This is a genomic window from Antribacter sp. NEAU-D49 (assembly GCF_057158775.1).
The window spans coordinates 37,523-51,056 of sequence record NZ_JBXTSN010000032.1 but is presented as its reverse complement, the minus strand read 5'-3'; the positions used below and the strand labels follow the sequence as shown (position 1 = coordinate 51,056).

The following is a 13,534-nucleotide window of genomic DNA, read 5'->3' as shown; positions in this document are numbered from 1 at the left end:
GCGTCAGACCTCGTCGGTCTGGCGACGCGACCGGGCCACGAGGACCAGGGCCGCAGCCAGGACGACGACGCCCGCACCGGTCAGCAGGGCCGTACCCGAACCACCGGTGAGGGGCAGGGTGAACCCGGCGTTGTGCTCGACGTTCTCGACGACCACCTGGGCGTCGCCGCCCACGGCGGTGGCCGCAGCGGTGACCTGGAACTCGACCGGGTCGGCGAGCAGCTCGTAGCCGCTCGGCGCCTTGGTCTCGACCAGCCAGTAGGTGCGCGGCGTCGCGTCCGTGGCACCGTTCTCGTAGTCGCTGTAGCGCAGACCGTCGATGACGACCTGGCCGCTGCCCGAGGCGGTGGTGAAGGTGCTCACGCCGTTGATCGAGACCGGGTTGGTCTGCGCGGCGGCGTCCTCCGCGGAGGTGAACACCTGGAACTCGGCGCCCGCCAGCTTGGTGGCGCTGGTGGCGGCGTCGACCTTCTCGAGCAGGACGCCGCCCCACTTGGTGTCGACCTCGTTGGAGACCTCACCCTTGTCGTTGTCCACCGACCACTGGTTCGGGTACAGCGTCGCCGTGTTGGGGATCACGCCCGAGGCGTTGACCTCGGTGGAGATGACCACCTGGACCTGCTGGTCGCCCGCCGCAGCGGCGTCCTCGAGCTTCTCGAGGCCCGACGCGGTGAAGGTCACGGAGACCTCGGGACCGGCGTCGGTCGCTGCGGCCGGGAGGACCGTGTAGTCGGCCGGGTCGAGCGAGATCGTGCCCTCGGTGAGGGACACCGTGATCGACACGTAGTCGAGCTTGGCGTCCAGGTCGTCGACGATCTTGTAGGCGTCGATCTCCCCGTTCTCGTTCTTCGGGATGTCGGCGAGGATCGTCCACTCGACGAGGTCGTCGTTCACGACGTAGTCGTCGGCGTCAGCCACCGACTTCACGAGGTCCACCACCGAGTTCTTCGGGTAGACGTACACGTCGTACATCCACTCGTTGAGCGCCGTCGGGTTGGTCATCGGGAGGGTGACCAGGAACGGGTCGCCCTTCACGACGCCGGCCGGCGTCGCGGTCTCCTGCACGTAGTACAGGCCGATGGGCAGGTTGGCCAAGTCGACCGTGCCGTCCGCGGCCGTGGTGCCGGTGGCCGCGTTGCCGAGGGTCGCGCTGCCGAGGCTGCCCGTGCTGTTGTAGGACGCGGCGAGGTCGGCCGCGGCCTGCCAGCCGGCGTTCGTCGACAGGTCGATGCCCTCGACCTTCTGCACGGAGAACGTGACGTCCTTGATGCTTCCGACCACGCCCGGCTTCTGCGTGCCGTCGGCCTCCCCGGAACCCGGGGTCTCGGCCTTGGTGATGTGCAGGTTTCCGGTGCTCTGGGTCGGGAGCCCCTGGAGGGGCGTCGCGGACTCGGTGGGCTCCGGGTCGGCGCCGGCCGCGGAGGCCGGGAGGCCGAAGGTGCCGACGCTGAGCGCGGAGGCGGCCATCACGGCCAGGACTCCCGCCCCGGTACGCCGGTTCGATCGGATGGTGCGCATTGTTCTTTCCTTTTCTCTCTTCTATCGGTGCCCGGCGTACCCGGGCTTGGTCTGAAGGGCGCCACCGACCGCCGCCACCGCCCGGCGCAGGGCGCGCCTGGGGAGGCCGTCGGCTACAGAGGGGGGACGTTGCCGTCGGCGGGGCGACGGCGGTCGGCGGCGCGGGCGCCGTCCGGCACGGGCGAGGGGAAGCCCGGCTCAGTGACGGCGCGGCACGCTGCGTCGACGACGCAGGGCCAGTACTGCGGCCAGCACGGCGGCGCCGAGCGTCGCCAGGCCGAGGGTGCTGAGGGTGGCGCCCGGGCCGCCGGTGAAGGGCAGCGTGAGCACCGGGCGGTCGACCACCTGGAGGGTGTCGTCGATCGCGCCGCCGTCGGCCGAGGTGGCGGTGACCTGCGGGTGCCGCTCGGGGAGGGCGACCTGCACGGAACCGTCGGAGCCGACGAGGAACTGGACCGGCTCGGGCAGCAGGTCGTACCCGGTGGGGGCCTTGACCTCCTGGAGCCAGTAGGTGCCGGCCGGGATGGCCGTCAGCTCTGCGGCTGGCCGAGCTTCTGGACGGAGATGTCCGAGGCGAGGGGCGCCGTCTCAGCGGTGTTCGTCAGCCTGACGGTCAGGACGGCGCCGTTGATCAGCGTGGCCCGCTCGGGGCTGAACTCCGGCGTGCCCCAGGTGACGCCCGGGACCTGCGGCAGGTTCACCTCGGTCAGCTCGATCACGTCGCCGTGCCGGAAGGCCTCGGTGCCCGACTGCGGGCTGGTCCACGCGGTGCCGTCAGCGCTGAGCGTGAAGGTGCCCTCCTTGCGGGCCGCCACGTTGACGCTGGGCCCGGACACGACCTTCCAGCTCACGGTGAAGACGGTGCCCTCGGGGACGAGCCCGGCGGCCTCACCGACGATCTCCTTGTGCACGGAGAACCGGGCGATCTTGGGGTTGGCGGTGTTCCTGACCACCACGGCCGGCACGTCGAGCGTGCCGTCGTTGTTCGCGTCCTGGCCCAGGGTGATGGTGGACGGGGTGACGACCCCGGAAGTCGCGGCCGCCCAGTTCACTCCCGACACCGTCGGGTACGGGGTGACCTCGCTGAGCTCGACCACGTCGCCGACGGCCAGCACCGGCCCCTGGACCACGGCGCCGTCGGCCGTGATCGTCAGCGTGCCGGTGGCGCGGTCGGTCCCCGCGCTCGGGCCGGAGGTCACGGTGTACGCCACGGTGAACTCGGTGTCGCCCGGCACGAGCCCGGCGCCCGGGCCGGCGACCAGCTTCTGCACCGTGAAGGTGGCGGCCGTCAGGGCCGTGTTGGTCACGGTGACGGTGACCTGCGCGTTCTCCGCGATCGTGAACGAGCCGTTGGCGATCTGCGGCTGGCCCCAGGTCACGCCCGCCATGTCCGGGAAGGTGGTCTCCGTGACCACCACCTCGGCGCCCACCGGGATCTCCGGGGAGGTCACGACCGTGCCGACCGGGACCGTCAGAGGCGGCTGCGGTACGCCGTCGACGGTGTAGTCCACGGTGAACACGGTGCCGGGCGGCACCGACCCGGCCTGCTCGCCGCCCACCTGCTTGGTCACCTGGAAGGTGCCCGTCGGGGGCCGGTTGGCGGTGTTCTCGATGGTGACGGCCTGGTGCTCGTTCCAGCCGCTGCTCCACTGGACATAGGTGGGGTAGAGCTCGTAGTCGCCCCACGAGACCCCGGCGAGCTCGGGCATGTCCTCGGAGGTGAACTCGACACGGTCGCCCTGGAGAAGGACGGGGCCCTCGGACGGCGTGCCGTCGGCGGTGACGCGGATGCTGCCGCTGGCACCCTGGCTCGGCCCGGACACGACGGTCCAGCCCACGATGAACACCGTGCCGGGCGGCACCAGGTCGGCGGTCTCACCCCAGATGACCTTGCTGAGCGAGAAGCCCGCGGCGGGCACCAGGCTGTTGTGCATGGCGAGCTCGATCACGCCGTCGTCACCCAGGGTGAACGAGGCCCAGCCGTCGCCCGTCAGGGGCAGGGGCTGGCCGTCGACGGTGAAGACCGGCTTGGCCCACTGTGCGCCGCCGGGGGCGGCCGGCATGGGACGCTCGGAGTTCCACTGGACCTCCTGGACGTAGATCACGTCGCCGGCCTTGAGCGGGACCGGCTCCTCGCCGACCCACCCGGGGGGCGCGGTGTCCGGCGCGTCCACGATGGTGCCGTCGGCCCGGAGAGCCAGGAAGCCCACGGCCCAGCGGTCGTTCACGCGGTACTGGAGCCAGAACACGGCGTCGTCGGGCATGGCGTCCGCGGCGCCCTCCAGCTCCTTGTGCGCGGCGAACCCGACGCCGGGCCGGCGGGCGGTGTTGGTCACGGTGACCAGCACCGGCGCCTCGTCGTCGGCGGTGAGGGTCAGCGTGTCACCGGCCAGGGGCTCGCCGTTCACGGCGAACGTGACGGCGCCCCACACGACCCCGTCGAGGGCGGGCGGCGTGGCCTCGGAGAAGGTGACGGTGTCGCCGTAGGCCAGGGTGGGCCCGCCCACGACGGTGCCGTCCGCGCGCAGCGTGAGCGTGCCCGTCTGCTCGCCGCCGTTCACGGCGTAGTTCACCGTGAACTCGGTGTCGTCCGGCACGGAGCCGGCGGCCGCCCCGGTGAGGTCCTTGTAGATCGAGAACGTGCGGTCCACCGGCACCGCGGTGTTGACGACGGGCAGCGCGTAGGGCGACTGCGCGCCGCTGTGCACGGTGAAGGTGCCCTCGAGCTGGGGGTCGGCCCACTCCACGCCCGTGAACTGCGGCACGTCCTTCTCCGCGATCGTGATCACGGCGCCGTCGGGCAGGTCGGGGCTCAGCACCGTCTCCCCCGCGCGGACCGTGATCGGCTCGGCGGCGGGCACGCCGTCGACGGAGTACTCGAACGTGTACGTGGCGTCGGGGTCCACGAGGTCCGCGCCGTCACCGGCCACGGTCTTGGTCACGGCGAAGCGGGCGGGCTTCTCGGTCAGGGTGTTCACGGCGGTGAACGAGGCGCTCGGGTCGTGCCCGCCCACCGTGACGGTCTCGGGGCTGAGCGACGGCGTCCACTCGCTCGCCGGGCCGGGGTCGGGCAGCCCGGTCTCGGACACGGTCACCGTGGTGCCGGTCGGGAACAGCACCGGGCTCCCGTCCACGGTCGGGCTGACCGTCCCGCCCGCGCCGACCGTGACGGTCCCCGTCGACGCCCCGGCCACCGGGGCGGCAGGGCCGCCGGCGGCGGGCACCTGGTAGCCGGTGGCGGCTGCGCCGTCGGGCCCCGTGGCCGTCCAGGTGAAGCCGAACTGCGCGTCCGTGGTGGTGCCGACCACCTGCTTGGTGAGGTCGAAGGAGCCCAGGAGCGTGTTGGTGACGTCGACCGAGACCTCAGGCGTCTCCTCCGTGACGACGAACGTCGTCGAGGCCTGGCCGCCCACGGTGATGGTGGGCTGCGCCCAGGTGAAGCCCTGCGTGTCGAGCGGGCTGCCGTCCGTGAGGTAGAGGGCCTGGCTGCTCGGTCACTGTGCATGTGGCCCCGAAGGGGATGCCGTCGAAGTAGACCGTACGGCCGGGGGCGAGGGTCCAGTCGCGCTCGAAGAGGACGGTTCCGTCGGTGTCGGTGCAGACCAGCTCGCCCTGGGCCACCACGACGCCGGGCATCTGCGCCAGGAGGTCGTCGACGAACGACCCGGGCGTGAGGTGCTTGGTGAGGTAGACCTCGCCGGACACGGGCGTGACGGTGTTGTCGTCGCAGGCGCTGGCCGACGCGCCGTTCCACGGGTAGTTGTGGTGCTCGGCGTGCGCGGTGATGTTGGGCATCGAGTCGCCCATGTCGTAGCTGCCGCCCACGTAGACGCGTCCGTTGGTGCTGATGACGTCCGTGGTCAGGTTGCCGTCCGGCACCAGGATGCTGCCGAGGAAGTTGACCCCGTCCTGCGTGCTCGCCAGGTCGACGGAGCCGGCGTCGGGGAAGTTCCACATCACGGCGGACGACACGTTGCCGAGGTCGGCGCCCGTGGTGAGCGGGCCGGCGACCATCGTGCCGTTCACATAGGTGCTGTTGTTCACCGCTGCGACCGGGCCACCGGTGATGTTCACGACCACAGGCGGGTAGGAGCCGTCCGCGTTGACCGGCAGGCTGTCGAAGTCGACCCGGGTCGCGGCGCCGAAGTCGGCCGCGGGGACGGTGAACACCTGGCGTCCGGCCGTGTCGGGCGTGCCCGCGGTCAGCACCAGGGCGGTCTCCCCGTCCCGGGTCTCCAGGGCGCTGGTCCCGTTGGCGGCCAGCGCGTCGAGGGCCGACGACAGGGCGTCCGTCTTGGCGCCGAAGTTCTGGTACTGGGCGAGGTGCTGGGCCGCGGCCTCCTGCGTGAGGACCGGGCCGCCCTGCGTGTCGACGGTGCCCGAGATCTGCCCGACGACGGCGACGCCGCCCCCGATGATGTAGCCCACCATGATCGAGTAGCCGGGCTTGACGGTGAGGTCGCCACCTACGCTGAGCATCACGGACATGGGCTCCGGTGCGATCTGCGAGCCGACGCCGACCACGCCGAAGTTGAAGCCGTACCAGCCGTCGTTCGCCACCGTCTTGGACATGGTCACGTCGCCCATGACGACGGTGGTGCCCTCGGCCTCGGCGGTCGCGCCGGTCACCGTGAAGTCGCCGCCGACCCACGTCGAGACGGCGTTGTCCGTGTAGAGAGGACCGTCGCCGGGCAGGTTGGTCCACGAGGGGATGTCGCCCGACGGCGGGCAGACAGGCGCCTGGGCGGCGGCGGCCGGCTGGACGGTCCACGAGGTGGAGACCACTGCGCCACTGAGCGCGAGCGCGGCGGTCGCGAGGGCGGCGGCGGCCTTCCGCAGGGGCGACGACACCCTCCGCGCATGAGGTCTGACCTCATGCGCCGAGCGTCCGCTCCCTACGCCCTACATCGCTCCCCACTCCTCCGCCGCCCTCGTTGCCTCGGGCGATCGAGCCGCTGGTCTCCGGTGGTGCCCGGAACTTCAACGACTCCAGGCTTGCATGCTTGTGCATGCTTTCACAAGCGATGGCGGTGTGGGTTCCGTCACCTCGGGCGGATGTGTCAGAAACCCGGCGGAGTCAGCGAGGCTTGTTAGCACTTGCCCCGCGCCCGATCGGGAGCTGACGAACGCGAGTCTCGTCCTCACCGACAACGGCGATCGCGCCGGCTTCGAGGTCCTCGGCGATGGCAGGGAGGTTCGCCACCAGCAGTGCGGCGAGATCCTCGGCTCGGCGACCGTTCGTCCGTCGCAGCAGGACGAAGGACGGCCGCGACCGGTTCCCCGCCGCTAGCAGCGCGCCAAAGTCGGAGTCGGCCGACACGAGTACCTGGTCCGACGACGCCGCCGACTCGAGCACGACTGCGTCGGTGGCTGCAGCGAGCCCAAGATCTCGGACGTGCTCCACCTCATGACCCGCCGCGGCGGGTCAGGTGGACCAGCCGCACGGACAGGTTGTTGTCCAGCAGGAGCCTCATGCTGCCGAGGTCAGAGGCAGGTGCCGTTCGCGTGCGAGATCCGCCGCAAACCGAAGCGCAGCTGCGACATCCTCGGCAGTGAGGTCCGGCAGGTCGGCGACGACCTCGTCCGCCGTCATCCCGTCCGCGAGCATAGCGACGACCGTGGCGACCGGGATGCGGAGCCCGCGGATGGTCGGAACCCCGCCCATGACAGCGGGATCGACTGTGATGCGCGAAGTCGTCATGGGAACACCATAGGACTCCAGTCAGGGCTCGTCTCCCCCGGCACGCCCAGGGGCCCGCGCTACCGGCCGCTGCCGATCTGGCCCTCGACCGGTGCGCCCGACCCCGGGTGCACCACGTACGGCATCGGCACGCCGACCCGGTCCGCGTAGTCCGCCCCGTTCAGCAGGTCGGCGATCGACCCGGCGTCGCCGTCGGCCATCACGGTGACCACCACGGTCGGCGCGTCCGCCGACGGCGCCACCCGCCGGGCACCCACCGACCGCACACCCTCGACGGCGGACAGCTCGACCAGCACGTCCATCACGTCCGCGTGCGGCATGCGGCCCTCCGGCCAGCCCTCGACCAACCCGCCGCCCGCGATCGCGAGCGTCCGGACCGGGCGGTCCTGCTCCCGCGCCACCGCGACGACGGAGCGGGCGGCGCTCGCGGACTCCACGGTGACGTGCGTGCCGTCGAAGTCGGTCCGCACCCGGGTGACCGCTCCCCCGTCGACCCCGAGGAGGGTGACGGCGGCGCCGAGCGCGTCCCCGCCGAGCCGCTTGGCCTGCGGGAACTGCGTGGCGGGGTACAGGAGCGACACGTCGAGCGTCGCGGTCTCCTTCGTCTGGGACGTGCCGGTGAGGAGCCGGAGGTTGATGTAGTCCGTCAGCGGTGTGCCCGGCAGGTCCACGGGTGACGCGGCGGCGATGACGTCGAGGATCTGGTCCGCGAGCGCCGTCGCCTCACGCGGCGCGGGAAGCGGCTCGGCGAGGTAGACGTCGATGCGCGGGTAGGCCCAGTCTTCGCTGGACCCGGCGTCGGCCACCCCCGGGATGGCCTTGAGCTGCTCCACCACCTCGGGGTACGGGCCCACCGGCTCGGGAGAGGGTGGCGGTGTGGGGCTCGGTGTGGGCGACGGCGTCGGGCTGGGACTGGGGCTGGGCGGCGGAGGCGTGGGCGAGGCGGACGGCGGCGTGGCCGCCTCGCCCTCGGTCAGGCTCCCCAGCAGCGGCAGCACGAGGGCGAAGAAGGCGGCCAGCACGACGACGACCGCGGCGCCGACGATGAGGACCGACCGTGGCACGGGCATCCGGCCCTCACGCGGCGACGTCATGCGGCGGAAAGTACCAGCCGGTGAGAGCAGGTGAACAGGCTTCTCACGGCCCTCCGCCGATCCCCGAACGTTTTCACCCGGCCGCGGGAGTAGCGGCCGGCCGCGGCCGAGCCCCTCGGTCGACTACCTCACCCGACCACGAGGACGGCGACCGACACGACCGCCGACACGACGAGGAGGCTGAGAACGACCCGCTCGTACCGCGAGGCGCCGAAGCGGTGGAACGCCCGGGCACCGGCCAGCTGGCCGAGGAGCGCCGCCGCGATCAGCGGCGCCCACCACTCGTAGGTCTCCCACGTGCCGGCGAGGAGGAGCGCCGCGACGCTCAGGGGCAGGCGCACCAGGGAGAGGGAGACGAGCGTGTCGCGCATCGCGTGCGGGCCGAGGTCGCGGTGGATCAGGTAGTAGACGCTCGGCGGGCCGCCGAGGGACGTCGACGTGCTCAAGATCCCCGAGAGCAGCCCCGCCGGGGCCGCCCACGCCGGCCTCACCACGGCACCCCGGTCACGGGAGCGGACCCGCAGCACCACGGCGCCGAGCACCACGCAGGCGACGAAGACCTGCAGCCCCGACGGGGGCAGGGACGCGAGGAGCCAGGCGCCCGCCAGCATCCCGGGCACGGACCACGCAGCCAGCGCCCACACCTCACGAGCGACGGGGCGGGGGACGCTGCGGCGCATCACGAGGATGGCGACGTCGCAGGCGGTGCCGGTGAGGATGATCGTCGACACCGCCTCCGGACCTCCGACGGTCACGGCGAGGAGCGGGGCGCTCAGCAGCGCGAACCCGAAGCCCGACAGGGACTGGAGGACGGCGCTCAGGAAGATCAGCGCGAAGAGGAACGCAAGGAGCGTGCTGCCCTCGAGAAGCATCTGCCGCACCCCCTCCCCCCGCAGCGCCCTACGGCAGCGTGGCGGCCGCGACCCTAGCGCTGCCGCATCACGAACCCCGCGTGGTGCAGCACGCCGTCCACGAACTCGCCGAACGCCCAGAAGCCCTGGTCGTCCAGGTACGTGATGCGGTCGCCGTCGAGCCAGAACCGCCCCGTGTACGCGTCCCGCCGTCCGCTGCGGGTCTCGCTGTACCGTCCGTCGGCCGTGAGGTGCCGCTCCAGGGCTTTCCCGGGGTCCACCCAGGTGCCGAGCCGCGGGTCGTCCGGCGCGGTCCCTGCCGCTCCCGCATGCCGGGTCGGCTCGCCGTGCGACGCCACGAGCGTGCCCTCCACCAGGACGGCGAGCAGGTCGCGCGGCGGCACCACGAGCATCTGCGTGATGCGGGACTCGTCGACCCGCCCTCGGACGGCGGCCAGGGTCGCCGCGTTGCCGGGTGCGAGGTCGTATGCGCTCCGGGCGGCGGACCGCTGCGCCCGCAGCGCGCTGTCGACCTGCAACGGGACCAGGGTTGCCCCGGACGCGTCGGTCACCAGCGCGTCGTCGGGGTAGGGCGGCCTGGGCGGCCCCACGTGGGTCACGGTCCCGTCGATGGCCCACAGCTCGGCGTCGACGGTGCGGGACGGCGCCACGCGCACGCTCGCGTCGGTGAACACGATGGTCCGGGGCTGCTCGGTGGCCGGTGAGGAGCTCATGACGTCAACTCTCCCGGTTCGACGACGGGCCACCAAGGCCGTGGCTCTCCGGGGTGCGGTGCTCCCGGGTGGGCCGGGGCCACCCTCACGTCGTCCCGGGGGATGACGGGGATCAGCCCTGGGACCGATGCCCTGCGCGACGACGCTCGATAGCGTCACGCCATGACCGCCGCCACCCGGACACCGCATGCCGCCGCGCCTCCTCGCCTCCTGCTCCGGGCCGGGATCGTGGTGCTCGTCAGCTTTCTGCTCGGCGGAGCGACCTCCTGGGCGCAGGGCTTCCTGCCGAGCGCGCTCGCGTCGTTCGCGAACTCGGCCAGCGGCTGGACCGTGCTCACGGCGCTGCTGGTGTTCTGGTCCCGGGCACGCACCGCGCCGGCCGCCGTGCTCGGCGCCGTCAGCTTCGTCCTGCTCGTGCTCGGCTACTCCGCCGCATCCGAGCTACGGGGCCTCTCCTACGACCCGCTCCTCTTCTCTGCCGTCGGGGTGGCGGCAGGGCCGTTCGTGGGGGTGGCGGCGTCATGGCTGCGTTCCGGGGGTGTAAGGGCAGCCCTCGGCGCAGCACTGCTCGCGGGGATCGGCATCGGCGAGGCCGCCTACGGGCTGACGGTCGTCCATGAGACCACGAGCCCGGTGTACTGGACGCTCATCGGCGTGACCGGTCTCGCGCTGCTGGCCGTCACGCTCGTCCGTCACGTCCGCGGGGCGCTGCCCGTCGCGCTGGCCGTCGGTGGCACGGCCGTCGTGGGGACCACCTTCTACCTCGCCTACTCGAGCCTCAGCTAGACCGGCGGAAGCGCACCGCCGGCCTGTCCCCCGTGCGAGCTACCTGCGAGTGTCCACCCTGCGGTGACGACCCTGGGCTGCCCGATCCCTAGCGTCGGGGTAGCCCGCGGCGCTCAGACCGCGGCTTCTCGCGAAGGAGTCATCGTGCGCCTGATCTGGCAGCTCGTGGCAGTCCTGGCCGTCTCTCTCCTCGGCAGCCAGGCGGTGATGGCGGTCCAGGGCAACCCGTGGCTGACGCTCGTCGTCGGGGCGGCGACGGCGGCGCTCGCCGTCCTGACCTACGCCTGGGTGGTGCGGCGGACCGAACGCCGCAGCCCGGTGGAAGTAGCTCTGCGGGGCGCCGCGCCGGCGGTCGGCTGGGGCACGCTGATCGGCGTCGGGCTGTTCAGCCTGGTCATCGCGAGCATCGCCGTCCTGGGCGGGTACACGGTTCACGGCCTGGGCACGCCGACGGGTGCCGTCGGGCTGCTCGGCGCCATGACGGCGGTCGCCGTGACGGAGGAGCTGATGTTCCGTGGCGTCCTGTTCCGGGTCGTCGAGGGGTGGACGGGGACGTGGGTCGCCCTGGTACTGACCGGCCTGCTGTTCGGGCTCCTGCACCTGATCAACCCGAACGCCAGCCTGTGGGGCGCGATCGCGATCGCGATCGAGGCGGGCGGGATGCTCACCGCCGCGTACGTCGCCACGCGCAGGCTGTGGGTGCCGATCGGCCTTCACCTGGGCTGGAACGTGGCCGCGAGCGCCATCTTCAGCACCGAGGTCTCGGGCAACAACACTCCGCAGGGCCTGCTCGACGCGACGACGTCGGGCCCTGCGCTGCTGACCGGCGGTGCCTTCGGGCCGGAGGGCAGCCTGTTCTCCCTGGTGTTCTGCGTGCTGGTCGCCGCCGTCTTCATGCGGCTGGCTTACCGCCGCGGCCACGTGGTGCCCCTGCGACGCGCCGCACGGCCCGACGCGGCCGTTACGCTCGCGGAGTGATCGATCTCGGGCGGGTCCCGGAGCGCTGGCACCGGCTCCACGTCTCGCTCCGGGACCTGCCGCTCGCGCTCGGGCTCGCGGGGGCGGCGTTCGTGCCGTTCCTGCGGGACTACGGCACCCAGGTGGGCGAGGCGCCCGCCCGCCCGCTGGACGGCTGGACCGTGGTGGTCGTCGCCCTCGAGTGCCTCCCGCTCGCTGTGCGGCGGCGGTTGCCGGCGGTCTCCGTGGTGCTGGTGGCGCTCGGCTTCGCGCTGGGCCAGGTTTCCGGCGCGCACACGTTCGCGGGGAACGCGCTCGGTATCGCGCTGGTGAGCGCGGGGGCGCACCTGGGGCGCCGACGTCGGCTCGTCGCCGCCGGTCTCTCGGTGGCGTACGTGGCACTGGCCGTCGTGCTCGACCGGCTGACCGGGGCCGAGCGGGTGGACGAGCTCGTGACGTTCTACCTGGTGATGGCGCTCGCCTGGGGAGTCGGCACGTGGCTCCGCACCACCCGCGCGGCCGAGGCGGAACGCCGGCTCCGGGTCGCCGACGAGACCCGCGCCGCCGAGCGGACCCGGATCGCCCGCGAGCTGCACGACGTCGTGACGCACCACGTGACAGCGATGGTCGTGCAGGCCGAGGCCGCGCGGTACCTGACCGCCGCGCCCGGCCGGCTCGACGAGACCCTGACCGCCGTCGCAGACACGGGCCGCCGTGCCATCACCGACCTGCGGGACCTGCTCGACCTGCTCGACCCGGGCCACGAGGGCGGAGCCGTCCGGACTCCGCCCGGCGGCGGTATCCGCCGGCTCGTGGAGCAGACCCGGCAGGCAGGCCAGCCGGTGGAGCTCACCGAGGTGGGCGCGCCGTCGGAGCCGGCCGGAGGCGCCGAGCGGGCCGTCCACCGGGTGGTGCAGGAGTCGTTGACGAACGCCCTCAAGCACGCCCAGGGCAGCCCGACGGCGGTCAGCGTGCGCTACGACGACAGGGAGATCACGGTGACGGTCAGTACCGAGGGGCCCCGGCCGGGCCCGCTCTCGGCGGCCGGGCAGCGGCCGTCGCGCGGCGGGTCGCCCGCAGGGTCGCGCGTCGTCCCGGCCGGAAGCGGCCGGGGCCTCACCGGGCTCCGCGAACGGGTCGCCGCCCTGGGCGGCGAGCTCGACGCACGACGACGGGACGACGGCGGCTTCGTCGTCCAGGCTCGTATCCCGACGCGGAGCCGGCCATGAGCGCGGCCACCCGGGTGCTGGTCTGCGACGACCAGGTGCTGATCCGTACGGGCTTCACGACGATCATCGACGCCCAGCCCGACCTGGAGGTGGTGGGCTCGTGCGGGGACGGGCGGGCCGCCGTCGACCTGGCCCGCCGGCTCAGGCCCGACGTCGTGGTGATGGACGTCCGGATGCCGGTGCTCGACGGCATCGAGGCGACCCGGCTGCTCGCCGGCGCCGGGGTGGAGCACCCCATGAAGGTGCTCGTGGTGACGACGTTCAACCTCGACGAGTACGTGTACGAGGCACTGCGTGCCGGGGCGAGCGGGTTCCTGCTCAAGGACGCCCCGGCGGCGCAGCTGCTGCACGGCATCCGCACCGTCGCGGCCGGGTCCGCGCTGCTGGCGCCTGAGGTGACGAGACAGCTCGTCGGCAGGTACGCCGCACGGATCCGGCCCGTCGACGAGGCGCACGACGACACGGCGCTGACCCGGCGCGAGCTGGAGGTGCTGCGCCTCATCGCCGACGGGCTGTCCAACTCCGAGATCGCCGCGACGCTCGTGATCAGCCAGGAGACGGTCAAGACGTACGTGTCGCGCCTCCTGGCCAAGCTGGGGCTGCGCGACCGGGTGCAGGCGGTGGTCTACGCGTACCGCCACGGGCTGGTGCTGTGACGGTGGCT

At 72.7% G+C, this 13,534-nt stretch carries 12 protein-coding genes and 2 pseudogenes; 4 read left to right on the top strand and 10 right to left on the bottom strand.

From position 1 onward, the window contains the following. Positions 1 to 3: 3 nt before the first annotated feature. The 10 genes and pseudogenes from AC060K_RS19880 to AC060K_RS19835 all read right to left on the bottom strand — a co-directional run bounded on the left by AC060K_RS19880 (position 4) and on the right by AC060K_RS19835 (position 9,898). Positions 4 to 1,518 carry a SpaH/EbpB family LPXTG-anchored major pilin gene (locus AC060K_RS19880; protein WP_483767080.1) on the bottom strand — a complete coding sequence of 505 codons (1,515 nt, stop codon included), beginning with the start codon at positions 1,516 to 1,518 and terminating at the stop codon, positions 4 to 6. Between the two features lie 198 nt (positions 1,519 to 1,716). Next, positions 1,717 to 1,944, bottom strand: a complete 228-nt coding sequence (locus AC060K_RS19875; RefSeq protein ID WP_483767079.1) for a hypothetical protein — start codon at positions 1,942 to 1,944, stop codon at positions 1,717 to 1,719. Between the two features lie 48 nt (positions 1,945 to 1,992). Further along, positions 1,993 to 2,043 (bottom strand): annotated as a pseudogene (locus AC060K_RS19870) (hypothetical protein); the annotation flags it as partial. 5 nt (positions 2,044 to 2,048) lie between these two features. After that, positions 2,049 to 4,931 carry a DUF5979 domain-containing protein gene (locus AC060K_RS19865; protein ID WP_483767078.1) on the bottom strand — a complete coding sequence of 961 codons (2,883 nt, stop codon included), beginning with the start codon at positions 4,929 to 4,931 and terminating at the stop codon, positions 2,049 to 2,051. Next, complete coding sequence (locus AC060K_RS19860; protein WP_483767077.1) at positions 4,882 to 6,369, bottom strand: choice-of-anchor A family protein; 1,488 nt, start codon at positions 6,367 to 6,369, stop codon at positions 4,882 to 4,884. The genes AC060K_RS19865 and AC060K_RS19860 overlap by 50 nt, the downstream gene beginning before the upstream one ends. A 226-nt stretch (positions 6,370 to 6,595) precedes the next feature. Further along, positions 6,596 to 6,925, bottom strand: a pseudogene (locus tag AC060K_RS19855) (DUF5615 family PIN-like protein); the annotation flags it as partial. Between the two features lie 63 nt (positions 6,926 to 6,988). After that, entirely contained in the window at positions 6,989 to 7,219 is a 231-nt protein-coding gene (locus AC060K_RS19850) for a DUF433 domain-containing protein (RefSeq protein WP_483767076.1), read from the bottom strand. Positions 7,220 to 7,278: 59 nt separating this feature from the next. After that, positions 7,279 to 8,313, bottom strand: coding sequence for a hypothetical protein (locus AC060K_RS19845; RefSeq protein ID WP_483767075.1), 1,035 nt, complete (start codon positions 8,311 to 8,313; stop codon positions 7,279 to 7,281). A gap of 128 nt (positions 8,314 to 8,441) precedes the next feature. Beyond that, positions 8,442 to 9,185 (bottom strand): sulfite exporter TauE/SafE family protein, encoded by a 744-nt coding sequence (locus AC060K_RS19840; RefSeq protein WP_483767074.1) that lies wholly within the window; start codon positions 9,183 to 9,185, stop codon positions 8,442 to 8,444. A 53-nt stretch (positions 9,186 to 9,238) separates the two neighbouring features. Beyond that, positions 9,239 to 9,898 (bottom strand): Atu4866 domain-containing protein, encoded by a 660-nt coding sequence (locus AC060K_RS19835; protein WP_483767073.1) that lies wholly within the window; start codon positions 9,896 to 9,898, stop codon positions 9,239 to 9,241. Positions 9,899 to 10,060: 162 nt separating this feature from the next. Between AC060K_RS19835 and AC060K_RS19830 the strand changes: the two genes are divergently transcribed. From AC060K_RS19830 to AC060K_RS19815, 4 genes are all read left to right on the top strand, one after another. Continuing rightward, entirely contained in the window at positions 10,061 to 10,684 is a 624-nt protein-coding gene (locus AC060K_RS19830; RefSeq protein WP_483767072.1) for a DUF6518 family protein, read from the top strand. Positions 10,685 to 10,828: 144 nt separating this feature from the next. Next, on the top strand, positions 10,829 to 11,662 hold the full coding sequence (locus AC060K_RS19825; RefSeq protein ID WP_483767071.1) for a lysostaphin resistance A-like protein: 834 nt from the start codon (positions 10,829 to 10,831) through the stop codon (positions 11,660 to 11,662). Continuing rightward, on the top strand, positions 11,659 to 12,870 hold the full coding sequence (locus AC060K_RS19820) for a sensor histidine kinase (protein WP_483767070.1): 1,212 nt from the start codon (positions 11,659 to 11,661) through the stop codon (positions 12,868 to 12,870). The genes AC060K_RS19825 and AC060K_RS19820 overlap by 4 nt, the downstream gene beginning before the upstream one ends. After that, positions 12,867 to 13,526, top strand: coding sequence for a response regulator (locus AC060K_RS19815; RefSeq protein ID WP_483767069.1), 660 nt, complete (start codon positions 12,867 to 12,869; stop codon positions 13,524 to 13,526). The genes AC060K_RS19820 and AC060K_RS19815 overlap by 4 nt, the downstream gene beginning before the upstream one ends. Positions 13,527 to 13,534 lie beyond the last annotated feature (8 nt).

Coding starts and splice junctions, on each gene's coding strand:
- AC060K_RS19880 (WP_483767080.1), bottom strand. CDS start 1,518: ATGCGCACCATCCGATCGAACCGGCGTACCGGGGCGGGAGTCCTGGCC.
- AC060K_RS19850 (WP_483767076.1), bottom strand. CDS start 7,219: ATGACGACTTCGCGCATCACAGTCGATCCCGCTGTCATGGGCGGGGTT.
- AC060K_RS19845 (WP_483767075.1), bottom strand. CDS start 8,313: ATGACGTCGCCGCGTGAGGGCCGGATGCCCGTGCCACGGTCGGTCCTC.
- AC060K_RS19840 (WP_483767074.1), bottom strand. CDS start 9,185: ATGCTTCTCGAGGGCAGCACGCTCCTTGCGTTCCTCTTCGCGCTGATC.
- AC060K_RS19835 (WP_483767073.1), bottom strand. CDS start 9,898: ATGAGCTCCTCACCGGCCACCGAGCAGCCCCGGACCATCGTGTTCACC.
- AC060K_RS19830 (WP_483767072.1), top strand. CDS start 10,061: ATGACCGCCGCCACCCGGACACCGCATGCCGCCGCGCCTCCTCGCCTC.
- AC060K_RS19815 (WP_483767069.1), top strand. CDS start 12,867: ATGAGCGCGGCCACCCGGGTGCTGGTCTGCGACGACCAGGTGCTGATC.